This window comes from Sphingobacterium sp. UGAL515B_05 (assembly GCF_033097525.1).
GTDB lineage: Bacteria > Bacteroidota > Bacteroidia > Sphingobacteriales > Sphingobacteriaceae > Sphingobacterium.
Genome location: NZ_CP109907.1, coordinates 4,176,533 through 4,193,905 on the forward strand (window position 1 = coordinate 4,176,533; position 17,373 = coordinate 4,193,905).

Annotated in this window: 18 protein-coding genes; 13 read left to right on the forward strand and 5 right to left on the reverse strand. The window is 39.0% G+C overall.

Features of this window, described 5'->3' with window-relative positions:
• The first annotated feature begins 285 nt into the window (after window positions 1-285).
• Together OK025_RS16990 and OK025_RS16995 are read left to right on the forward strand one after the other, a co-directional pair.
• Window positions 286-1,053, forward strand: coding sequence for an MBL fold metallo-hydrolase (locus OK025_RS16990; RefSeq protein ID WP_317665545.1), 768 nt, complete (start codon window positions 286-288; stop codon window positions 1,051-1,053).
• Between the two features lie 79 nt (window positions 1,054-1,132).
• On the forward strand, window positions 1,133-1,288 hold the full coding sequence (locus OK025_RS16995; protein ID WP_104382583.1) for a lmo0937 family membrane protein: 156 nt from the start codon (window positions 1,133-1,135) through the stop codon (window positions 1,286-1,288).
• A 4-nt stretch (window positions 1,289-1,292) separates the two neighbouring features.
• Here the strand turns inward: OK025_RS16995 and OK025_RS17000 are convergent, their stop codons facing one another.
• Window positions 1,293-1,976 carry a 2-C-methyl-D-erythritol 4-phosphate cytidylyltransferase gene (locus tag OK025_RS17000; protein ID WP_317665549.1) on the reverse strand — a complete coding sequence of 228 codons (684 nt, stop codon included), beginning with the start codon at window positions 1,974-1,976 and terminating at the stop codon, window positions 1,293-1,295.
• An 84-nt stretch (window positions 1,977-2,060) separates the two neighbouring features.
• Window positions 2,061-3,110, reverse strand: coding sequence for a tRNA preQ1(34) S-adenosylmethionine ribosyltransferase-isomerase QueA (queA, locus tag OK025_RS17005; RefSeq protein ID WP_317665551.1), 1,050 nt, complete (start codon window positions 3,108-3,110; stop codon window positions 2,061-2,063).
• Between the two features lie 184 nt (window positions 3,111-3,294).
• Between queA and OK025_RS17010 the strand changes: the two genes are divergently transcribed.
• The 3 genes from OK025_RS17010 (at window position 3,295) to OK025_RS17020 (ending at window position 6,100) form a co-directional block, all read left to right on the forward strand.
• Window positions 3,295-4,539 (forward strand): ABC transporter permease, encoded by a 1,245-nt coding sequence (locus OK025_RS17010; RefSeq protein ID WP_317665553.1) that lies wholly within the window; start codon window positions 3,295-3,297, stop codon window positions 4,537-4,539.
• Window positions 4,540-4,619: 80 nt separating this feature from the next.
• Window positions 4,620-5,189 carry a DUF2306 domain-containing protein gene (locus OK025_RS17015; protein ID WP_317665555.1) on the forward strand — a complete coding sequence of 190 codons (570 nt, stop codon included), beginning with the start codon at window positions 4,620-4,622 and terminating at the stop codon, window positions 5,187-5,189.
• Entirely contained in the window at window positions 5,186-6,100 is a 915-nt protein-coding gene (locus OK025_RS17020; protein ID WP_317665557.1) for a YARHG domain-containing protein, read from the forward strand. The genes OK025_RS17015 and OK025_RS17020 overlap by 4 nt, the downstream gene beginning before the upstream one ends.
• Window positions 6,101-6,195: 95 nt before the next feature.
• Here OK025_RS17020 and hisD read toward each other — a convergent pair whose 3' ends face one another.
• Complete coding sequence (gene hisD / locus OK025_RS17025; protein ID WP_317665559.1) at window positions 6,196-7,485, reverse strand: histidinol dehydrogenase; 1,290 nt, start codon at window positions 7,483-7,485, stop codon at window positions 6,196-6,198.
• A 21-nt stretch (window positions 7,486-7,506) separates the two neighbouring features.
• Entirely contained in the window at window positions 7,507-8,358 is an 852-nt protein-coding gene (hisG, locus tag OK025_RS17030) for an ATP phosphoribosyltransferase (RefSeq protein WP_046674456.1), read from the reverse strand.
• A 577-nt stretch (window positions 8,359-8,935) separates the two neighbouring features.
• Between hisG and OK025_RS17035 the strand changes: the two genes are divergently transcribed.
• The 3 genes from OK025_RS17035 to OK025_RS17045 all read left to right on the forward strand — a co-directional run bounded on the left by OK025_RS17035 (window position 8,936) and on the right by OK025_RS17045 (window position 12,001).
• Window positions 8,936-9,526, forward strand: a complete 591-nt coding sequence (locus OK025_RS17035) for a phosphatase PAP2 family protein (protein WP_317665563.1) — start codon at window positions 8,936-8,938, stop codon at window positions 9,524-9,526.
• Between the two features lie 16 nt (window positions 9,527-9,542).
• The gene (locus tag OK025_RS17040; protein ID WP_317665565.1) at window positions 9,543-10,619 is read left to right on the forward strand and encodes a Gfo/Idh/MocA family oxidoreductase; all 1,077 of its coding nucleotides are present in this window, start codon (window positions 9,543-9,545) and stop codon (window positions 10,617-10,619) included.
• A gap of 134 nt (window positions 10,620-10,753) precedes the next feature.
• The gene (locus OK025_RS17045) at window positions 10,754-12,001 is read left to right on the forward strand and encodes a hypothetical protein (protein WP_317665567.1); all 1,248 of its coding nucleotides are present in this window, start codon (window positions 10,754-10,756) and stop codon (window positions 11,999-12,001) included.
• A 101-nt stretch (window positions 12,002-12,102) separates the two neighbouring features.
• Here OK025_RS17045 and OK025_RS17050 read toward each other — a convergent pair whose 3' ends face one another.
• Entirely contained in the window at window positions 12,103-12,726 is a 624-nt protein-coding gene (locus OK025_RS17050; RefSeq protein WP_317665569.1) for a 7-carboxy-7-deazaguanine synthase QueE, read from the reverse strand.
• Window positions 12,727-13,423: 697 nt separating this feature from the next.
• On the opposite strand from OK025_RS17050, the gene thrS reads away from it, so the two are divergent.
• The 5 genes from thrS (at window position 13,424) to OK025_RS17075 (ending at window position 17,306) form a co-directional block, all read left to right on the forward strand.
• Window positions 13,424-15,349 carry a threonine--tRNA ligase gene (gene thrS / locus OK025_RS17055; protein WP_317665571.1) on the forward strand — a complete coding sequence of 642 codons (1,926 nt, stop codon included), beginning with the start codon at window positions 13,424-13,426 and terminating at the stop codon, window positions 15,347-15,349.
• An 11-nt stretch (window positions 15,350-15,360) separates the two neighbouring features.
• Window positions 15,361-15,921, forward strand: a complete 561-nt coding sequence (gene infC, locus OK025_RS17060) for a translation initiation factor IF-3 (protein WP_075993338.1) — start codon at window positions 15,361-15,363, stop codon at window positions 15,919-15,921.
• Window positions 15,922-15,960: 39 nt separating this feature from the next.
• On the forward strand, window positions 15,961-16,161 hold the full coding sequence (rpmI, locus tag OK025_RS17065; RefSeq protein ID WP_002993964.1) for a 50S ribosomal protein L35: 201 nt from the start codon (window positions 15,961-15,963) through the stop codon (window positions 16,159-16,161).
• A gap of 98 nt (window positions 16,162-16,259) precedes the next feature.
• Complete coding sequence (rplT, locus tag OK025_RS17070) at window positions 16,260-16,604, forward strand: 50S ribosomal protein L20 (protein ID WP_046674462.1); 345 nt, start codon at window positions 16,260-16,262, stop codon at window positions 16,602-16,604.
• A gap of 252 nt (window positions 16,605-16,856) precedes the next feature.
• Entirely contained in the window at window positions 16,857-17,306 is a 450-nt protein-coding gene (locus OK025_RS17075) for a DUF3060 domain-containing protein (RefSeq protein WP_317665575.1), read from the forward strand.
• Window positions 17,307-17,373: the final 67 nt, after the last annotated feature.

Below are 17,373 nucleotides of genomic sequence, written 5' to 3' on the forward strand. Positions count from 1 at the left end.
AAAGGAAGGAGAGATTTTGTTGCCGTTTACACAAAGCAGTTTAACTAAGTTAGAAGAGTTTTTTAAGGAGCAAGGGTATAAAGTTAGATACGAGAAAGGCTCATTCCGTACAGGCGCTTGTATGTTGCAGACGACAAAAGTTGTAGTAGTCAATAAGTTTTCGAATCTTGAAATAAAAATCCAGTCATTATGGAATATATTATTGGATATTGAAATTGATTCGGAGGCCATTTCTGAAAAACTTCTTCCGATTTATGAAGAAGTATTGAAATCAAAAATTGTAGCTTGAGAATAACATTTTTAGGAACCGGAACATCACAGGGGGTGCCTGTAATTGCATGCCAATGTCAGGTCTGTCAATCTGAAGACAGACGTGATAAGAGATTACGTTCTTCTATTCTTATTGAATACAATCAACACACAATGGTTGTGGATACTGGCCCAGACTTTAGGTATCAGATGTTGCGCGAGAAAGTTATGCATTTGGATGCGGTGCTGATGACACATTCGCATAAAGACCATATTGCCGGTTTAGATGATGTAAGGGCATTTAATTATCAACAGCATAGCTCAATTTCTATTTACGGTACAGCTGCCCTCCATGAAGCGATCAGACGAGAATTTTATTATGCGTTTACTGACGTTAAATATCCCGGAGCTCCGAGCTTAGATTTGGAGGAGATAAAGGCCGGTGTACCCTTGTCTTTATTTGGAAAAGAAATTATGCCTATTGAGGTTCTCCATTATAAAATGCCAGTCTTGGGTTTTAGGATCGGCGATTTCGCCTACATTACTGATGCGAAATTTATCAGCGCAGAATCACGGAAATTATTGGAAGGAGTAAAGGTTCTTGTTGTAAATGCTTTGCAAAAGGAATCTCATATTTCACATCTAACATTGGACGAGGCGATTGAATTTGCCTATGATATTCATGCCGATAAAACCTATTTTACACATATAGGGCATCGAATGGGACTACATGAGGCTGTTTCCAGAGAATTGCCCGAAAATATGTTTCTAGCTTACGATAGATTACAGCTTCAAATTAGCTAATCCATTTAAAATAAAACTATAGTTCTTTTTTCGTTGTTATACCTGTAAAAAATAGATTTAGGTATTAAATTATAAAGAAATGGGAAATTTACTGTATATCATCGCCGTTATCTTAGTGATCATTTGGGCGATAAGTTTTTTTGGAGGTTATGCGGCTGGCAATAACATTATCCACATCCTTTTAGTCATTGCAATTATTGTGGTTTTATTACGCGTTATTCGTGGCAATGCTTAACCCATTAAATTAAATTCAGATAGAACTGGGCAATTTGTAGGTCTTGAGGGTAGGTGATTTTTATATTTCTGGGGTCACCTTCAACGATAGCGATACGCTTGCCCATTTTCTCTACCACCGAGGCATCATCTGTAAAAAGGGGATCTTCAGCTTGTTTATAGGACTTTAGAAGCAATTCTCCATGAAAAACCTGTGGAGTTTGTACTAACCAGGTATGATTTCTATCGACAGCAGAGTTGGTTGTGGTGTCTCCCATCCGAACTGATTCAATGCTCTTTTGTGCTAAGACAATTGCCTGATGGTCATACGCCCCCTGGAAGGCTTTTTTAATGAGAGCTTCAGTGATGATAGGCCGCGCTCCGTCGTGCACCGCAATATAGTCTTTTGGACCGATATCAAAATTTTGCTCAATGTAATCTATTCCGTTCCTTACACTTTCGAAGCGGGTTTGTCCGCCAAAGGCGATATGTATAGGGCGATCAAACTGATGCTTCAAACACAATTCGGTCCAAAAACTTTCCATTGGCTCGCTGATGACCAGAATAACTTCCGAAATAGTTTCTGATTGGCAAAAACGATTAATTGTATGCATAACAATCGGCAGTCCATTTAAGTCAAGAAACTGCTTTGGAAGATCGCTATTCATTCTATTTCCGGTTCCGGCAGCAACGATAATTATAAAGTTCATGTTAGTATTGAAAGGTTATTATTTAAAAAACGTGGATAGTTTGAGGCTATCCACGTTTTTTATTTTATCTTTTAAGCCACGTTATTAAACAATTAACATGGCGTCACCGTAGCTGTAGAATCTGTATTTTTCTTTTACAGCAACTTCATAGGCATTCATTACATTTTCGTAGCCTGCAAACGCAGCAATCATCACTAAAAGAGTGGATTCTGGCGTATGGAAGTTTGTAATCATCGAGTTTGCAATACTAAAATCGTAAGGAGGATAGATGAATTTACTTGTCCAGTCAGCTGCCGCTTTTAAGTGATGGTCTGCAGAAACAGAAGATTCTATTGCGCGCATAGAAGTCGTTCCTACAGCACACACACGACGTTTGTTGTCGATAGCTTTATTGACAATGCGTGCAGCTTCGTCGGTAATGATGAACTGTTCGGAATCCATTTTATGTTTGGTTAAATCTTCCACTTCAACAGTACGGAAAGTTCCAAGACCAACGTGAAGGGTCACCTCTGCAAAATCAACGCCTTTTAGTTCCAGGCGTTTCATTAACTCTCTTGAGAAGTGAAGTCCTGCTGTAGGCGCTGCAACAGCACCTTCATTCTTTGCGTAAATAGTTTGGTAACGGAATTTGTCTTCCGGTGTAGCTTTACGTTTGATATATTTAGGAAGTGGAGTTTCACCTAAGATTTCAATATTACGGCGGAACTCTTCGTCGGTACCCTCAAATAAAAATCTAATTGTACGGCCACGCGAAGTTGTATTGTCAACCACTTCGGCAACCAATAAGTCATCATCACCGAAATATAACTTGTTGCCCACACGGATTTTACGTGCAGGGTCTACCAATACATCCCAAAGACGAAGTTCATTGTTCAATTCACGCAACAAGAAAACTTCAATCGTAGCTCCAGTTTTTTCTTTATTACCGTAAAGGCGTGCTGGAAAAACTTTAGTATTGTTTAAGATCATGACATCTTTGTCATCGAAATAATCCAATACATCTTTGAAAATTTTGTGTTCAATTTTACCAGTATCTTTATGTAGGACCATCAAGCGCGATTCGTCACGATTTTCAGAGGGTTCAGAAGCAAGTAATGATTCTGGTAAGTTGAATTTAAATTGAGATAACTTCATCTTTAATAATATATATATTAATGTCTGCCTTTCAGTGCATTACAGTGCACCAAATACTAGGTTGCAAAAAGCATACAAAGTTATAACTTTTTCGGGTATAGAAAGGGCATATTTCTAATTTATGTATATATTTTTGACGATTTTGACATTAAATCAAAACTATATTGTATTTTAGAATACAATTATGCTATTCTTTAGATTGATATTGGAGAGTTGTCAGTTTGCATTTTCGGCATTAAAAGACAATCGTACACGCACCCTACTGTCGCTGTTAGGTGTAACTATCGGTATTTTTACGATTATTGGTGTTTTTTCTGCAGTAGATACTCTTCGGAATAACATCGAGGAGTCGGTAAAGAAAATAGGTAGCAAAACACTTTATATAGAAAAATGGCCCTGGGATGGCGGACCAAATTTCCCTTGGTGGAAATACTTGAATAGACCCGAACCCACATACAATAATTATCTGGACTTAAGAAGTCGAATGACGACGGCCGAGTATATGGCGTACATGATCAATATCGGTAATACGACTATAAAATATAAAAATAATTCGGCCGAAGGTTCATCGGTCAATGCAGCCACCTTTGAGAACCTGTACATTCAAAATTTAAATATTGTGGATGGTCGTTACTTTGCTGAAAGTGAGTCGAGAGGTGGTGCGCTTGTAACGGTACTGGGCGCAAATATTGCAGAAGGGCTTTTTCCGAATGAGGAACCCGTTGGCAAATATATCAATATGTTAGGCCGAAAAATACAGGTTATCGGTGTATTAAAGAAAGAAGGAAATGGAGTATTGATCAATACTTCACCCGATGATACCGCCTTTATTCCGTTTGAGCTTGCAAGAAATTTGGTCAACTATGATAATTTCTCCCCAAGCATAGCGATGGTTATTAAGTCGAACTATACGCTTGGCGAGGCGGAAAGCGAAGCGAAGACACTCATGCGTTCGATTCGTCGTATAGCGCCACAGCGGGAGGAAAACTTTTCCATTAATCAGACAACAATGATTACAGGTGCACTGGATCAGCTTTTTGGAATAATTAATCTTGCAGGTTTTTCGATCGGTATTTTTTCGATCTTAGTAGGTGGCTTTGGTATTGCCAATATCATGTTTGTCAGTGTCAAAGAGCGTACGCATATCATCGGAATCCAGAAAGCGCTGGGGGCTAAAAATTTCTTTATTCTTTCGCAATTTTTAGTCGAGTCTATCGTACTATGTTTGTTGGGAGGAGGAATAGGCCTCGTTGTTGTTTATTTTTTGGCGTTTCTAGTGCAAGCTGCGACTGGCGTTGCTATTGTCGTAAGTTTGAAAATGGTTATGCTTACCGTTTCGCTTTCGACGTTTATTGGTCTCATATCAGGTATTGTTCCGGCGCTAATGGCTTCTCGATTGGATCCGGTAGAAGCGATCCGGAGTAAATAGAAAGCGATATGTTTAAAAAAGCGCAATTTTCGATATTACAAGGATTTTGGCTTTTAATTTTTGCCTATAGCTGTATGCTGATGGCAGAAATTACACTTCGCTATCGTGGTTTCTCACTCGATGCCAATTTCCTGATGATTAAGCAAACAGAAATTGAAGAACTTTGGTGGTATCGCTACGTGTTTTATGTCCATGTCTGCACCGCTATCTTTGCCTTGCCTGCAGGCTTTACCCAGTTTAATACTAATCTCTTGAATAAATATCCGCGAGTCCATCGAAGTATCGGGTATTTGTATGTATTTGCCATTTTGGTTTTTGCAGCTCCTTCAGGTTTGCTTATTGGATCCGTGGCAAATGGCGGGTTAACCTCCATTATTGCCTTTGAATTATTGGGGCTTGGATGGTTCTATTTCACCTGGCGGGCAGTTCGTTTGGCGAGCCAGCGAAAATTTGATAAACACCGTGATTTTATGATCCGTAGTTTTGCCCTAACCTGTTCTGCGTTGACCTTGCGTTTTTGGAAGCTCGCTTTAGTATACCTGTTTCAGCCCAATCCAATGGATCTCTATCAAATTATTGCCTGGTTGGGATGGATCCCTAATTTGTTGTTGGCGGAATTTATTATTTATCAAAAAAATCATAAATTATGAAGAAGAACCTTTGTTTAATGTTAATGCTTGGAGCAATCCTTGGTTGCAAGGACGGGAAAAGCAAAAAGAATGAAGCCACCGAAACAAAAGATACTGTTGTGGCCGAAGCTGAGGCACATCAGGAACTTTATGGTAACTGGGTCGGCGAATTTGTTGTGGATGAAAACACCTTGGAAGAAGGAGAAGGGCTGCCCACGACAGATTATTCTCCGAAGATAAATTTGACCATAAAAAAAATTACGGATAAGGGTAATATCTTCGGACAGAATGTTGTCAAAGGAAATCTGCGTTCTTTTGTGGGTAAGCTGGAGGAAAATGGTGCCGATATCCGGTTATTATTGGATGAGCCCGGTGACAAAAAATCTGACGGGCGTTTTGAAATTAAGCTTAATCACGATACCTTAATAGGCAATTGGACCGCATATGACCAAGGAGTAAAGATCAAAAAGCGAAGCTTTAAATTGTTGAAAAAGCAGTTCGCCTATAATCCAAATCTGATGCTAAAAAATCAGGATGGAGAAGACGGAACTTTGGTCGACTGGATTAACGAAAAAAGAAAGGAGGAGACTGATGTGGATGGAGATTCAACTTATACTTACATTATTCAATACTATCGATCGGCGTCCCCTGCGGTCTTTACTGTAAATGCATCTAAACAAAAGTTGACGGAGAAAGACCTGAAAAACCTCAAGAAATTAGATCTGGAGATCATTCGGAATACGATTTTTGCCCGACATGGCTATGCGTTTACCAAACCTAGCATTCGTCAGTTTTTTGAGCCTGTAGATTGGTATGTGCCTATTTCAAAAGATGTGACTGCTGACTTAAGTCCCTTAGAAAAAGATAATATAGCTTTGCTGACTAGATTTGAAAAATATGCAACGGATAATTATGACACCTTCGGAAGGTAATGCAGTCAACATTAGTCATGAATATTCGAAAGATCAGTATCACAAAAAAGGCTTTACATCGTAAAGCCTTTTTTGTGATATCAAGAGTTTCTATTTTATCCTTTCTTCCGAATAGAAATTGCATTTTTATGCGCTTGCAGGCCCTCGAGTTCAGCGAGTATTTCAACTACCGACCCGATTTGTTGAAGTCCGGTTTCGCTTATATGCTGAAAAGTAACTTTTTTCACAAAAGAATCTACCGATACGCCGGAGTAGGAGCGTGCATATCCCGATGTAGGAAGCGTGTGATTTGTACCTGAGGCATAATCTCCTGCGCTTTCAGGGGTTAAGTGACCTAAGAAAACCGAACCAGCGTTACTGATATAGCGTGTTAGGGACTCCCATTGGTCGGTCTCCAAAATAAGGTGTTCCGGTGCATAGTCATTTGAAAACTGTAAGGCCTCCTGAAGATTTTCAACAGTTATTGCGTAGGAATTTTCAATCGCTTTTGCAGCAAGTTCCTTGCGCGGTAAAACCGCTAATTGGGCTACCAACGCTGTATTGACGGCATCAACTATAGTGGTGGAAGTTGCAACCAGGACAGCTTGACTGTCGGCTCCGTGTTCGGCCTGTGCCAAAAGATCTGCGGCGACAAATGCTGGATTAGCCGACTCATCAGCGATGACCAGTACTTCCGATGGCCCGGCCGGCATGTCAATGCTAACATTTGCAAGACCTTGTATAATGGATTTTGCTTTGGTCACAAACTGATTGCCTGGGCCAAATATCTTATCGACTTTTGGTATAGTTTCTGTCCCAAAACCCATAGCAGCAACGGCTTGAGCGCCTCCAACGAGGTATATTCTGTTTATTTTAAGTAATTTCAAACAAAAAGCAACGAAGCCATTGATTTTCCCATTGGATTGTGGAGGAGAACAAACGACAATCTCTTTACATCCAGCTATTCTCGCAGGAATACCGAGCATTAAAAGTGTGCTAGGTAACACCGCTGATCCCCCTGGGATATAAAGGCCAACTTTTTCAATAGGGCGAACCTCGCGCCAGCATTTTACGCCGGGCATCGTTTCAACAGTGCGCTCCCTTTTTAATTGTGTACTATGGAATTTATGTATATTTTGAAACGCGATTTCCAAAGCTCTTTGTTGATCGCGGTCGATGGTAGATGCCAGTGCGTCGATATCTTCCTCGTCTAAATATAATCTGTCAAGTTCAACTTTATCAAATTTGGCCGCATATTCGCGTAATACGATATCACCTTGGTGGCGTACTTGTTGGATAATTTCCTGGACAACCTCTTGTATTGCATTGTTTGGATCCGTATTCCTAGCAACCAGTTGCTGGATTTCGGTTTTTCCTAACGTTTTGTAATCATATTTTTTTAACATGGTTGTATACGTGCATCAAGTTTAAAGAATGATTTTTTCAATGGGCATCACAACGATACCTTGGGCACCTTCAGCTTTTAACTTATTGATCTTATCCCAAAAGTCATCTTCCGTGATAACGGTGTGTACGGCTACCCAACCTTCTTCTGCCAATGGAACAACCGTAGGGCTCTTAACACCGTGCAATAAAGAAGTGATGGCTGGCAAATTTTTCTTTTCGACATTCAATACCACATATTTCGTTTCTTTTGCTAAAAGAACAGATTCAATACGTTGTACTAACTCAGCCAAAACCTCATTGCCTTCTAATCCCTTTCTTCCCACCAAGATGGCTTCTGAATTTTTGACATCAGCAAAGGGTTTCAAACCGTTGCTTTTTAGTGTTCCTCCGGTAGATACGATATCGCAGATCGCATCACTAAGACCCAAGCCAGGTGAAATCTCAACTGAGCCGGATATCAAACGGATGTCTGCATTAATCTTATACTCGTCTAGAAAATTCTTTAGTATATTTGGATAAGAGGTTGCGATTGCTTTGCCGTTAAGGTCTTTAATGTCTTGGATGGTGCTATCTTTGGGAATAGCCAGTTTCAAAGTACATTTTCCAAAACCAAGCCGTTTGATGTATTCTACTTTGGATTCGGTCTCATCGATGATGTTTTCACCGACGATGCCCAGGTCGGCTATGCCTTGTTCCACATATCCCGGAATATCATCATCTCTCAGAAATAATATTTCCAGTGGGAAATTCCCAACAGTTGTGATTAAAGAGCTTTTGTAGTTCTCGAAGTCTAATCCACAATTTTTCAGTAATTGAACAGATTTTTCGTTTAACCTACCCGATTTTTGGATAGCAATTTTAAGATTTTTCAACGCTTTATAAATGTTAGCAGTAAATTATTAATAATAAGAAATCAAACAAGAGGGAAGGTATTCTACGTAAGAACACATTAAATTAACATATCGCCACAATGGCGATGATGCAAATGAAAATGATGTACGTAAGTATAAACCATGTTTGTATTAATAACTGCAAGCAAATGTATAGTAAATTAATGGGAAATGCAAGACTATCATTTTAAAATTCTTATCCTAATGGACTTGTTGTTGAAATGAATTCAATTTTCTTGAAAAAAATGTGAAAACAATGCTGTTGATTGGAGGAATATACCATAATTTAGAAAAAGGTAATGCTGATTTCCTATCCTATAGTAAGCTTTTTGAATCAGGCCAATAGCAAGTTGGGAGATCTTGTCCAATCGAAACGCTTTTTATAGGCTGACAACTCACATAAATTTTCTTATTTTTAGGAATTGGGGGGGACATACCAAATTAGCAGCGAATAAGAGTTACAGTGGTAGGAAGTATAAGTTGTTGTTTAATAATAGGAGGAATGTGTTTATTGATACATGTTTCAAAGAGATTGTAAATTAGATAGATTATTTGTTTGATGAAAAGATTAGCTTTTATTTTTATTTGTTGGATTAACTGTCTATATGGTCCTGTTCTAGGGCAGGAAAAGCCAGCGTCTACGTTAGATATCCGTATATTGGAGTCCATAGCCGAGACTCGGACAGCGCCACAAACACAATCATTTAAAGTGCTTTCTGATATCAATAACTATGTTCAGATAGCCGTTCCGGTTGGTTTACTGGTTGCAGGTGCAGTCAACGATGATAAGGCAATGCGTCAGAATGCCTTGTATGTTGCTAGCAGTACGGCTGTAACAGCGCTCGTGAATGTTGGGTTAAAACATATTTTTAAGCGCAGCAGGCCATTTAAAAAATATCCTAATTTCATATCGGTTCGTACGGCCGGTGGTTATTCCTTTCCCTCTGGTCATACGTCATCTGCTTTTGCTACTGCTTCTGCTTTGTCTCGGGCTTACGGAAAGTGGTACGTCGTCGCGCCATCGCTTTTATGGGCGAGTAGCGTGGGGTATTCAAGGATGTATCTGGGCGTACATTTTCCCTCCGATGTGTTAGCAGGTGCTGTATTGGGAACAGGAGCGGCCTTTGCTTTAGATGGATTAAAGAAATAATATAGCAATAGAAAAAATGATGGAACAGGTTATTAAAATATTGGTTGTTGGATGTGGAAATATGGGCGCATCTCATGCGAAGGCATATCACGATTTAGATGGCTTTCAAATTGTGGGGCTAGTAGCTCGTGGGGAGAGCAAAAGTAAACTGAATGAACAATTGGGAGGTAACTATAAATTGTTTGAATCTTATGAGGATGCACTTCAGGAAACGAAACCGGATGCCGTTTGTATAGCGACCTATCCGGATACTCACAAAGCGTATGCTATAAAAGCCTTTCAGGCCGGTGCTCATGTTTTTATTGAAAAGCCTTTAGCTGAAGATGTGATTTCCGCGCAGGAGGTCGTCGATGCAGCTGTGAAATATGATAAAAAATTGGTTGTTGGATATATTTTGAGATATCATCCCTCCTGGATCAAATTTATTGAAATAGCTAAAACGATGGGAAAGCCACTTGTTATGCGTATGAACCTGAATCAACAGAGCCATGGGTATATGTGGGATGTGCATAAAAATCTAATGGCTAGTTTAAGTCCCATTGTTGACTGTGGAGTTCATTATATTGATGTCATGTGTCAAATGGTAGGTGCAAAACCACTGTATGTATCTGCAATCGGCGCGCGGTTAAGCGATGAGATTCCTGCATGGAACTACAACTACGGACAATTGCAGCTGCATTTTGAAGATGGGTCCGTAGGGTGGTATGAAGCCGGATGGGGACCAATGGTTAGTCAGAACGCTTTTTTTGTAAAGGATGTTTTTGGGCCTAAAGGTGCAGTTTCCATTGTCGCAAATAAAGCGAGCGACGAAGGTAAATCGGATTCGGTAGCATCCCATACACAAACAGAAAGCCTTCGCGTACATTACGCCGATTTAGATTCGGCAAATGAATTTAAGAAGGTCGATGAGTGGGTCAACTTATCGGATGAGCCCGATCATCAGGAATTATGTAACCGGGAGCAGTTATTCTTTCAGCAGGCGATTGTAGATAATTTGGACCTCTCTGATTCGATGGAAGATGCTGTTAATAGTCTACGAATTGCTTTGGCATGTGACGAAGCGGTGAAAACTAAGCAGATGATAAAATTGTAGTTCATTTTGCTTAGTGGTCTTTTTTTGCTTTTTATGGAAATATGAAGAGAAAAAAGTAAATAAATAAAAAAATAGCGTAAAAGATAGGCTTTTTGGTCTGTCTTTTGTTATTTAGCTACATATTTATCATTCTTATGAATAATTTACTCAACGTTGCACTTTTATTTGGATTATCAATTTCGACAACTTATGCACAAGATAAGCAATGGCAGATGGAGTTGGTGTTTAAAGGTGAAGTTTCCCCTGAAAAATTTGAAAATGAAGTTCCGGAATTTGCAAAAGAGTTTTATGAACCATTTTTGAAAGGAAAAATGGCTTATCGGAATGTGGAGATTTTGGCTGATGCCGATTATTCTTCTACTGTGGTGAATCAAAAAGCACATGCTATTTTAAATCGAAAATTAGCAAAAACATATTCGTATTCGGTCGGTGATGATATTGTCACTGCCGAAGCATACAATCCATCCTATAAGATTGTAAGTACAAAGTTAGGGGAATCGGAAGGGCCTTATGTGCAGCTGCAAGATATGGGCGAGATCGAATCAATAGCAGGAATTACCTGTAAGAAGGCAAAGTTATTTATAAAAAACCATGCCGATTCTGCAGTTGCAACAGTATGGTATTCGGAAGCAGTGCCCACGTATTATCTGACGGCATTTTCATTTATCAATGATTTACCCGGAGCTGTGCTCAAATTGTCTTTAGGGGAGAACAATGACCTTGGTTTTGAAACAACAAAAGTGATCAATGTCTCCGCTGTGGCAGATTTCGAGCTTCCTAAAAATGCAAAGGTGATTGATATCTCAGGGGGAGGGAATACGAGTGAAGGGGAAGATGTGAGTCTATTTGAAGACACTTTCCCATTGGATAAATCGCTTAAATGGACGATGGTCAAGGATAAAGATACCAATGATGAATATTATGGTATAAAAAACATGGCTGGAGAAGAGGTGTTGCCTTGCTCTCTTTTCTCTTTAGCTTATTTTAATGAGCAAACTGCAATTGTTTCAGATAAGGATAATTATTTCTGGTTGTTGGATAAGAAAGGAGGGAAGGTGAATAAAGAAGGGTTTGACTGGCTTACGCCTGCAAATCAAAAACTGGCCATTTTTCAGAAGGACGGTAATTTTGGATTGGTCACGCAGGAAGGGAAAGTTCTGCTTGACAAGAAAGAAAATATCAGTAAATTTTTAGACAATTATTTGATGTTTTCTGAAAATGGAAAAGTTGGATTGTTGGATGAAAATGGGAAGATTTTATTAAAGGCGAATTTACTGTTTCTAGATGCTGATAATGCCGGAAATGTGCTGGTCCGGGAGAAGGAGGGTGAAGAAACGAAAACGTTAGATCTGGAAGCTTTTTTAAAGACTTATGTGAAGTGATTTTAAATTACATGCATTAATATAAATTTATTATTTATAAAAAAGGCCTTCGATACTATCGAAGGCCTTTTTTATGTTTATTTAATCATGTATCTGCACGATTAAGGAATGTTCAAGAACTTATGTGTTTGTAGTGAAATATCCCATTTAGGGTTTTCTTTTACATAGTCAATAATAGCAGGTGTCATCTCTTTAGATTTCGACCATTCAGGTTGAAGGTATAATCTACAGTTTGGTCCTACTAGTTGTGCATATTCTTCTCCCCAGGCGAAATCGCTTTTATTGAAAACGATAACTTTAAGTTCACCAGCAGCTTCTAACACATCTTTGCGTGGAGCTTTGAATTTTTTGGGAGATAAACATATCCAGTCCCACTCGCCACTCAAAGGATAGGCACCGGAGGTTTCAATAAACGTTTTAATACCCGCCTCATGAAGTCCTTTTGTTAGGTAATCCAAATTATAAATAAGTGGCTCGCCACCTGTAATGACAACTGTTTTTGCCGGATATTTCTTTGCATTTTCGATAATCGAATCTGCGGTTGTAAGGGGGTGGATAGATGCATCCCAACTTTCCTTCACATCGCACCAGTGGCAGCCTACATCGCAACCACCCAATCGTATGAAATAAGCAGCAGTCCCGGTGTGGTAGCCTTCTCCCTGAATGGTGTAAAATTCTTCCATTAAGGGTAATAGTGTTCCGTCTTCTGGTACTTGATTTGACATAGTTAAAATTTCAGTCTGCAAAGGTAGCAAATATTAATGAGATGCTCAATTTGTGTTGCGGCTTTTAAGTAGCTGTCCTGTCATTTTTTAGCGATCCTAATCACTGGTGTAAGCTGCCATACACCCATATTTTAAATTGTTTTTGAAAAAAGCACCTAGGTGATACTCTTTGCTTATCAAGTTGATGTTCCATTCTCTATTAACATCGTAAAAACACTCCTTTTACAGGGGGTTAACAGGGGGTTAACAAGGGTATACCCCTGTTATACCCCTGTTAACCCCCTGTTAACCCCCTGTAATTACCCTGTTATTATATAATCTGATTTCTATTAAATGTTAGGATGCTCATCGGTACAATAGTGGGGGACTGTCAAACAATACGATCAGATTATCGATAAGCAATATGAGGATGTAAAGTGTGTGAAGCTGATGAATTTAGCGCATTTAAACTATGGGTAAGAGGGGTGTAGGTTCGGCTTTCTATTTTTGGCGGGTCATAAATTATAAAAGCTGAAAACAGCTTTGTTAAATTGTGACGATAGAATGCGTTGAATAGCGCAAAAACCCTGTTATTTTATCAGAATTTTTACTAAATTTGTGTCACAATTTATTTATTGAAAACGTAAGTGTAATAACATAATTGTACATGTTGTTTTATGTTTTCTATTTTTTAACAATTTAAAGATCATAGTTGTAAATGATTAAAATTACACTACCGGATGGTTCCGTAAGAGAGTATCAACAAGGGATCACTGCTGCAGGGATTGCGTTATCAATCTCAGAAGGGCTTGCAAGAAACGTCCTTGCTGCCGAAGTAAATGGTGAAGTGTGGGATTCTGCCCGTGCTATTGAAAATGACGCTACTGTCAAGTTATTGACCTGGAATGATACCAAAGGTAAATCTACTTTTTGGCATTCTTCAGCACACTTGTTGGCTGAGGCTTTGGAGGCATTGTATCCTGGGATTAAATTTGGTATTGGTCCCGCGATTGAAACCGGATTTTACTACGATGTTGATTTCGGTGATCGTGAATTCTCGTCTGATGACTTTAAAGCGATCGAAGACAAGATGCTGGAGCTGGCTAAACGGAAAGAAACATTTGAACGTAAAGCTGTTTCGAAATCGGATGCCTTGGCTTATTTCACAGAGAAAGGTGATGAGTATAAGCTAGATTTAATCAAAGACTTGGAAGATGGAAAGATTACTTTCTATACACAGGGGGAATTTACAGATTTATGTCGTGGTCCTCATATTCCAAATACTGGGTTTATCAAAGCGATTAAATTGACGAATGTTGCCGGTGCTTACTGGAGAGGTGATGAGTCTCGCAAACAGTTGACACGTATTTACGGTGTTACTTTTCCGAAGGCATCTGAACTTACAGAATATTTGAAGTTTATTGAGGAAGCGAAAAAACGCGATCACCGTAAACTTGGAAAAGAACTTGAACTTTTTGCTTTTTCTGAAAAAGTTGGTGCAGGTTTGCCTCTTTGGTTGCCTAAAGGAGCTGCATTACGTCAAAAGCTGATAGACTTCTTACAGAAAGCACAGTTAAACTCAGGGTATGAGCCTGTTGTTACGCCGCATATCGGACACAAGCAGTTATATGTGACTTCTGGACACTATGAGAAATATGGCGCGGATTCATTTCAACCAATAAAAACTCCTATCGAAGGAGAAGAGTTTTTGTTAAAACCAATGAACTGTCCGCATCATTGTGAAATTTATAAAGTAAAACCACGCTCGTATAAGGACCTACCGGTTCGATTTGCTGAGTTTGGTACTGTATATCGTTACGAGCAATCTGGTGAGCTTCACGGTTTAACAAGGGTGCGTGGGTTTACTCAGGATGATGCCCATTTATTTTGTCGTCCAGATCAGGTCAAAGACGAATTCAAAAAGGTAATCGATTTAGTACTTTATGTTTTTGGAGCCTTAGGCTTTAATGATTATACAGCGCAAGTGTCGTTACGTGATCCTGAGAATCGTACGAAGTATATTGGTACGGACGAAAACTGGGCTTTGGCTGAATCCGCAATTATTGAAGCGGCGGAGGAAAAAGGCTTGCCGACAGTCGTAGAGTATGGTGAAGCGGCTTTCTATGGTCCAAAATTGGATTTTATGGTGAAGGATGCTTTAGGTCGTAAATGGCAGTTAGGTACTATACAGGTGGATTACAATTTGCCTGAGCGCTTTGAGTTGGAATATACAGGAAGTGATAACATGAAACATCGCCCTGTGATGATTCACCGTGCACCCTTCGGATCTTTAGAACGTTTTGTGGCTGTATTGATTGAACATTGCGCTGGACAATTCCCATTATGGCTTGCTCCTGAGCAATTTATCGTCTTGCCAGTGTCAGAAAAATATGAAGAATATGCTCAAAATGTTTTGAATTCGCTAAATAATTCCGATATTCGCGGACTGATAGACTTACGTGACGAGAAAGTGGGCAGAAAAATCAGAGACGCCGAAGTGAAAAAGCTTCCTTATATGTTGATTGTAGGGGAAAAAGAGGTGGAAAATGGCACAGTTTCTGTACGTAAACATGGCTCAGTAGAATTAGGAACTATGACTGCTGACGAATTTAGAGATATATTAATTAAGGAAATAACCGTTTAATTTTTAAACATTTGGCATTAAAAAGACCCGGTGGTCCAAGACCACCAATGAGAAAGAAAGAACCAGATCACCGCATTAATGAATTAATCAAGGTACCTGAGGTGCGCTTGGTAGGAGATAATGTGGAGCAAGGAGTTTTCCCTACGCGCAAAGCGTTAGAGTTGGCTGATGAGTTGGAACTTGATTTAGTGGAGATTTCGCCAAATGCTGTACCGCCGGTTTGTAAGATTATCGACTACAGTAAGTTTGTTTACGAACAGAAGAAGAAACAAAAGGAAATCAAAGCTAATGCAAAACAGACTGTTATTAAAGAAATCCGTTTCGGACCTAACTCTGGTGAGCATGATTTTGAGTTCAAATTGAAGCATGCGATTAAGTTTCTTGAAAGTGGAGAGAAAGTTCGTGCTTATGTACACTTCAAAGGTCGTGCTATTGTACACAAGGATCAAGGTGAAATCTTGTTGTTACGCTTTGCTCAGGCTTTAGAGGATTACGGTAAAGTAGAGCTTTTACCGAAATTAGAAGGTAAACGCATGTTTTTAACAGTAGCTCCAAAGGCTCCTAAAAAATAATAAGAATTCTAACAGATTGATATAAAATTTATAAGTATTATGCCAAAAGTTAAAACCAATTCCAGCGCAAAGAAACGTTTCAAATTGACTGGAACAGGTAAAATTGCAAGAAAAAACGCTTTCAAAAGCCACATCTTGACAAAAAAGAGCACAAAACGTAAACGTAACTTAACACAAACAAGTTATGTATCTGATGGCGATATGGGCAACGTAAAACGTATGCTTGCTATCGGTAAATAAGTTTTATTCGATTTTATTAATAATAATTTTTTAACCGGGTATAAGGTTGTAAGTTCATTGAAATACATGACACCTTCTACCAAACTAATTTTAAAAATATGCCACGTTCGGTTAACGCAGTAGCTTCTAGAAGAAGACGCAAAAAAATCCTAGGCCTTGCAAAAGGTTACTTTGGATCACGTAGCAAAGTTTATACTATTGCTAAAAATACAGTAGAAAAAGGTTTACAATACGCTTACCGCGATCGTAAAACCAAAAAACGCGAGTTTAGAGCTTTATGGATTCAACGTATCAACGCTGGAGCTCGTCAACACGGAATTTCTTATTCCCAATTGATCGGTAAATTAAACGCTAAAAACATTGGTTTGAACCGTAAGGTTTTAGCTGACTTAGCTTTAAATAACCCAGAAGCTTTCAAAGCAGTTGTAGACGCAGTAAAATAGAGTTTTTAATCCGCTGTCAATTTGTTAGAGATATTAAAGGAGCCTTTTAGGCTCCTTTTTTTGTTATGACGGTTACTGTATCTTTTTTGGGACGTTATGTGCCAGGTAAACCCAATTCAATGCTATGTTTCATTTTAGTTCTTACTCCCCAATTATACTCTTGATGCAATTGACGCTGTATATTATAACTTATATCTCTTTTAGATTTGAAATTAGGTTTGATTTTTGTCGATCTGTAGAAAACATAACATTATGAAACTAAGAACAATTACAGTTGGATTTTCACTTCTTTTGATCGGAAGTTTGGTGATGGCGGCCAAAGAGCCAGTTTCCAAGGCTCTAACGAACGATGTGGTTAATCAGCAGGGAAAAGTTATCTCAATTGAAGGGGTGAACAATAATCGTACGATAGAGGCCAAAGGGGGGGAGATTGTACAAATAGAAGGTGCTGACAATAAAGTTGTGATCCGTGGCAATGTGAGTAAATTGATTATTGAGGGGAAAGGGAATACTGTAACAGGGAATGACATCACAACGGTGACGATAGAGGGGGCAGACAATATGGTTAATATTGGTTCAGTAGAGACTGTTCAAATTGATGGGGTCAAAAACCATGTCCACTATAAGTCTACGAAGAACAAATCTGGTCAGGTAAAAGTGTCTACTGAAGGCGCGGATAATATGGTGATGAAAATGAAATAATGTAAATCAGATTTCCATAAAAAAGGGTTGTGTATATTATTTACAGAACCCTTTTTCATGAAAATGG

What these genes read in the sequence shown, in the direction of transcription:
- OK025_RS17040 (WP_317665565.1), top strand. Translation starts at nt 9,543, where the DNA reads ATGATGGAACAGGTTATTAAAATATTGGTTGTTGGATGTGGAAATATG.
- OK025_RS17045 (WP_317665567.1), top strand. Translation starts at nt 10,754, where the DNA reads ATGAATAATTTACTCAACGTTGCACTTTTATTTGGATTATCAATTTCG.
- queA (WP_317665551.1), bottom strand. Translation starts at nt 3,110, where the DNA reads ATGAAGTTATCTCAATTTAAATTCAACTTACCAGAATCATTACTTGCT.
- OK025_RS17050 (WP_317665569.1), bottom strand. Translation starts at nt 12,726, where the DNA reads ATGTCAAATCAAGTACCAGAAGACGGAACACTATTACCCTTAATGGAA.
- OK025_RS17020 (WP_317665557.1), top strand. Translation starts at nt 5,186, where the DNA reads ATGAAGAAGAACCTTTGTTTAATGTTAATGCTTGGAGCAATCCTTGGT.
- hisD (WP_317665559.1), bottom strand. Translation starts at nt 7,485, where the DNA reads ATGTTAAAAAAATATGATTACAAAACGTTAGGAAAAACCGAAATCCAG.
- OK025_RS17015 (WP_317665555.1), top strand. Translation starts at nt 4,620, where the DNA reads ATGGCAGAAATTACACTTCGCTATCGTGGTTTCTCACTCGATGCCAAT.
- OK025_RS17075 (WP_317665575.1), top strand. Translation starts at nt 16,857, where the DNA reads ATGAAACTAAGAACAATTACAGTTGGATTTTCACTTCTTTTGATCGGA.
- OK025_RS16995 (WP_104382583.1), top strand. Translation starts at nt 1,133, where the DNA reads ATGGGAAATTTACTGTATATCATCGCCGTTATCTTAGTGATCATTTGG.
- thrS (WP_317665571.1), top strand. Translation starts at nt 13,424, where the DNA reads ATGATTAAAATTACACTACCGGATGGTTCCGTAAGAGAGTATCAACAA.
- OK025_RS17035 (WP_317665563.1), top strand. Translation starts at nt 8,936, where the DNA reads ATGAAAAGATTAGCTTTTATTTTTATTTGTTGGATTAACTGTCTATAT.
- rplT (WP_046674462.1), top strand. Translation starts at nt 16,260, where the DNA reads ATGCCACGTTCGGTTAACGCAGTAGCTTCTAGAAGAAGACGCAAAAAA.
- OK025_RS17010 (WP_317665553.1), top strand. Translation starts at nt 3,295, where the DNA reads ATGCTATTCTTTAGATTGATATTGGAGAGTTGTCAGTTTGCATTTTCG.
- OK025_RS17000 (WP_317665549.1), bottom strand. Translation starts at nt 1,976, where the DNA reads ATGAACTTTATAATTATCGTTGCTGCCGGAACCGGAAATAGAATGAAT.
- rpmI (WP_002993964.1), top strand. Translation starts at nt 15,961, where the DNA reads ATGCCAAAAGTTAAAACCAATTCCAGCGCAAAGAAACGTTTCAAATTG.